Below are 4282 nucleotides of genomic sequence, written 5' to 3'. Positions count from 1 at the left end.
CCCCCGGACCCTCTGCGGCCCATCTCCTCTCCCGGCCCCCTCGCCAACGGCCGGATTCCTGGTCCGCAGGCGTGACCGCTCCGGGCGCTCGGGCGTTGGGCCGGTATGCGAGGGCGCTGGGTGGTGGCATGGTCGGTGTGTGCCGTGGTGGCCGGCGGGCTGATGTCCCTGTGGGCCGTGTGGAGCCCCGACCAGGTCTCGGCCGCCGCCTCGGTGCTGGGGACCGTGGCCGGACTGCTGGGCTTCCTCGCGATCTGGGCGTGGCGGGGCACCCCCCGCCACCACAGCGCCGACACCACGCAGATCGCGGAGACGGAGCGGGCGCTCGCCCGGATGGTGCGGCGCCAGTGGGAGGACGAGGGCGTGCTGCGCCAGCTCTTCGCGCCCGCCCCGCTGCCCGTGGTCTGGGCGCCGTCCCGCCGCGCCGGGCTCGTGGACCGGCGCATGGACGCCGATACCACGCTCGGCTGCCACGCCGACGACCCCGACGAGCTGATCGCGACGTTCCGCCGGGCCACCCGGCGGCGCCTGGTGGTGCTGGGGCCCGCCGGTTCGGGCAAGACGACGTTCTCCGTCCTGCTCCTCCTCGCCCTGCTGCGCACCCGCACGCCCGAGGACCCGGTGCCCGTATTGTGCCCGCTGGCCTCCTTCGACCCCGCGCGCGAGAACGCCCGGGACTGGCTGCAGCGGCGCGTCACGGAGGACTACCCGGCCCTGGGCGACGCACAGCGCTACGGCACCGCCTCCGTGGTGGAGCTGCTCACCGAGCACCGTCTCGTACCCGTGCTCGACGGGCTCGACGAGGTGCCGTCCACCCGCCGGACAGCGGTCCTGGAGGCCCTGAACGAGACCCTGCCGACCGACGCGCCGCTCGTGCTGACCTGCCGCACCGAGGCCTACGCACAGGCCGTACGGGAAAGCGCCCCGCTGGCACACGCGACCGTCCTCGAACCGGCGGCGCTGCGGATCGACGAGACGCTCGCCGCCCTGCGCCTGGCCGCCGCCCCCGAGCGCCGTGAGGCGTGGGACGAGCTGGCCGGGCGCCTCGCCCGCACCCCCGACTCCCCGGCCGCGGCCGTCCTGACCAGCCCCCTCATGGCGACCCTGGCCCGGTCCGTGTACGCCGACAGCGACCGCGATCCCGCCGAACTGGCCGAGCCCCACCGCTTTCCCAGCGCCGCCGCCCTGGAGCGGCACCTGCTGGACGCGCTCGTTCCGACCCTCTACGAGCGCGCCCGCCGCCAGGACCCCACCAGAAGCCCGGACCCGGCCGACGCCCTGCGCCATCTGACGTTCCTGGCACAGGGGCTCACCGGACAGGGCACCTTCGAACTGCGCTGGTGGAAGCTCCACACCTGGAGCCCGTCGCTCACCGGGCCCTGGCGGCGCGCCCTCATCTGGCTGGCGATCACTGTCGCCGGGCACCTCGTCACCAATCCGGTCCTGGTGGTCCTCGGGGCGCCCTGGTGGGTCCTGGCCGTCAGCGTGGCCCAGGCCGTCGCCGTCGTACCCGTGTTCCTGTTCGGCAGCTGGTTCTCGGCGCCCTCGACCACCATGGGGCGGCGGACCGCCGTGTCCGCGGCGGCGGCACTCGGCGGTGGTCTGGCCGCCGCTCCCGCCATGATGCCGTTCCTGCCCGGCACGAACCCGGGGGAGACCTTCCTCGTCGGGACCGCGTTCGCCGGGGCGAGTCTGTGGCTGGTCGTGCTCGCCGCGGGCCTGCCGGTCCCGCCGGACCTGCCGGTCCGGGGCCGCCCCGGCACAGCGCGCTGGCGGCGGCGACTGCCCCGCGCGCTGGGGAGCGTCCTGTGCGTCACCCTCTCCAGCGGCCTGTTCTTCGCCAGCTACGCCGCCTATGTGCACCACGGCGGCCAGACGCGCTTCCCGGCCAGCCTGCGCGACGGGCTGGTGATCGGCGCCGTGCTGGGCGCGGGGCTCGCGTTCCTGCGCTGGGTGCGGGCCGGCTCCGTCGACGACTCCGGGGCGGGCGTCGAAGCCACGCTGCGCTCCGACCGGCTGCTCGCCCTCCTCGGCGGAGGCGCCTGCGCCCTGCTGTTCGTGCTGCCCGACGCGGGTGTACGGATGACCATCTGGTTCTCCAGCACGCTCAGCGATCTGGTCGTGGTGGCAGCCGTCCGGCTCATCGACACCGGGCCCATCGGCCTCGTGCTCGCCCTGGGCACCTGCGCCTGGCCGTACTACACCATCGCCCGCCTCCAGTTCGCCGTACGCGGCCGACTCCCCTGGCGTCTCCAGGCGTTCCTCGCCGACGCCCATCGGCTCGGCATCCTGCGCAGGGTCGGCCCGACCTACCAATTCCGCCACGCCCGGCTGCAACAGCACCTCGCCGACAGCACACGCCCGCCGGGCCCCCGTCCGCCCGCCGACCTGCCGGGCGCACGCTCCGGCTCGGCCGCCCCACGGTGATCGGCGCCCCCGCCCGCGTACCCGGCGAACCGCGGGCACATGGCCGGAAAAAGGCGAGCGACTTACGTTCGCCGCCACAGGCGCACCACACTGGAGCCCCACGAGCAGGGAACAGCACGGACGAGGAGTTGATGAGATGTCCACGCAGCCCACCGAGGCAGCCGCGCAGGCCACCCGAGCTGCGATCGACGCCTATCTGGCCCGGCTTTCGCAGCGGGATCTGGAGGGCGCTGTGCAGGTCTTCGCCGAGTCGGCGGAATTCAACGCTCCGGGCTCCTCGGCGGTGCCGTGGTCGGGCTCGCACCGCGGGCGGGAGGGGGTCATGACGTTCTTCACGACCCTCCACGAGTATCTGAAGCCCGAGGAGTTCACAGTGACGCACATCGTGGTCGACGGTGAACAGGGGGTGATCATCGGCCATCTCCGGGACACCGTCAAAGCCAGCGGAAAGCCCCTCGTCACGCCGTTCGCCGCGCACCTCACGGTCACGGACGGGAAGATCGCCCGCTATCACCTCTTCGAGGACACGCACGCCCTCCACCGGGCCGTGACCGACGACTGAGCATGCGCCCACCCGTCCCCACCACTCCAGAGAGGCACCAGAGATGACTCCCCCCGGCATGCCCTCCCACCCGGTCGTCCGCGCGTTCGTCGACGCGGTCAACGCCCAGGACCAGCAGGCCCTGTGGACCGTCCTGGCCAAGGACGCCACCGTGGTCGACGTCGGCACCGAACGCGATACCGAGGCCTGGGTGGAGCGGGAGCTGTTCTCCTCCCACGCCCGGATGGAGGTGGTACGCGAGTCGCAGGACGGTCTGTCGATGACGGCGCGTTTCCACAACGACATCTGGGGGGACATCGACACCGCATGGGAGTTCTCCGTCTCCGGCCCGGTCATCCGGGGCTTCGTCACCGGCCCCGGCTGAGCGCCCCGACGCCGAAGGGGACAGAGGCACACGGAACATAGGGACACAGAACGGGCAGCGGGAACAGGGAAGCAGAGGCAATGGTGTGAGCCGCACCTCGGGGCCCGGGGCGCAACCGGCACCGAAGGAGTCGGTCCGGATCCGCCTCCTGGGCCCGGTGAGTGTGGAGGTCCAGGGCCGTCACATCGGCCTCGGGCCGCAGCAGCGCGCACTCCTGGCGGCTCTCGCGCTCGCCCGGGGCCGCCCGGTCAGCACCTCCCGGCTCTCCGAACTCCTGTGGGAGGGCGACGCCCCGGACGGCGCGGTCAGCGCCCTGCGCACCCATGTGATGCATCTGCGGCGCATCCTGGAACCGGGCCGGCGCGCCACCTCCGGCTTCGAGCTGCTGCTCAGCGCGGGCGCCCGCAGCAACACCAGCTACACCCTCCAGGTGGCCGACGAGCAGGTCGACGCCCTGCACTTCGTCCATCTGACCGACCAGGCCCGCAAGGCCGCGGCCGACGACGACGCCGGGGCCGCGGTCGCCCTGCTCGACGAGGCCCTCGCCCTGTGGACCGGGCCCGCCCTCGAAGGCGTCAGCGACCGCAGCTTCGCGCTGGCCGAGGCCGACCGCCTCGAAGAGCTGCGTCTGGTGGCCCGCGAGGACCGGCTGGACGCGCTGGTCGAGCTGGGCCGCTACGAGCAGTCGGTGCCCGAACTGACCACGCTGGTGGCCGAGTTCCCGCTGCGCGAGCGGCTGCGCTGCCAGCTCATGCTGGCCCTGTACCGCTCGGGGCGCCAGGCCGACGCGCTCGCCTCGTACCGCGACTACTACCAGCTCCTCGACGACGAAGTGGGCATCGAGCCGGGCCGCCCGCTCAAGGAGCTCCATCAGCGCGTGCTGGTGGGCGACCCCGGCCTCGCCGCGGAGCCCGTCCCCGAGCCGCCTC

General features: G+C 73.5%; 4 protein-coding genes. All 4 read left to right on the top strand.

The genetic code is table 11. The features are described from left to right. Positions 1 to 123 precede the first annotated feature (123 nt). Complete coding sequence (locus A8W25_RS14515) at positions 124 to 2427, top strand: NACHT domain-containing protein (RefSeq protein WP_158942544.1); 2304 nt, start codon at positions 124 to 126, stop codon at positions 2425 to 2427. A gap of 136 nt (positions 2428 to 2563) precedes the next feature. Then, positions 2564 to 2989 carry a nuclear transport factor 2 family protein gene (locus A8W25_RS14510; RefSeq protein WP_067161415.1) on the top strand — a complete coding sequence of 142 codons (426 nt, stop codon included), beginning with the start codon at positions 2564 to 2566 and terminating at the stop codon, positions 2987 to 2989. Between the two features lie 58 nt (positions 2990 to 3047). Further along, positions 3048 to 3353 carry a nuclear transport factor 2 family protein gene (locus A8W25_RS14505; RefSeq protein WP_234386456.1) on the top strand — a complete coding sequence of 102 codons (306 nt, stop codon included), beginning with the start codon at positions 3048 to 3050 and terminating at the stop codon, positions 3351 to 3353. Between the two features lie 85 nt (positions 3354 to 3438). Further along, the coding region (locus A8W25_RS14500; protein WP_199831755.1) for an AfsR/SARP family transcriptional regulator at positions 3439 to 4282 on the top strand (844 nt) is incomplete at its 3' end.

Source organism: Streptomyces sp. ERV7, from assembly GCF_001653515.1.
In the GTDB taxonomy this organism is placed as follows: domain Bacteria; phylum Actinomycetota; class Actinomycetes; order Streptomycetales; family Streptomycetaceae; genus Streptomyces.
This window is presented reverse-complemented; position numbering and strand designations above follow the sequence as displayed.

Coding starts and splice junctions, on each gene's coding strand:
- A8W25_RS14505 (WP_234386456.1), top strand. CDS start 3,048: ATGCCCTCCCACCCGGTCGTCCGCGCGTTCGTCGACGCGGTCAACGCC.
- A8W25_RS14510 (WP_067161415.1), top strand. CDS start 2,564: ATGTCCACGCAGCCCACCGAGGCAGCCGCGCAGGCCACCCGAGCTGCG.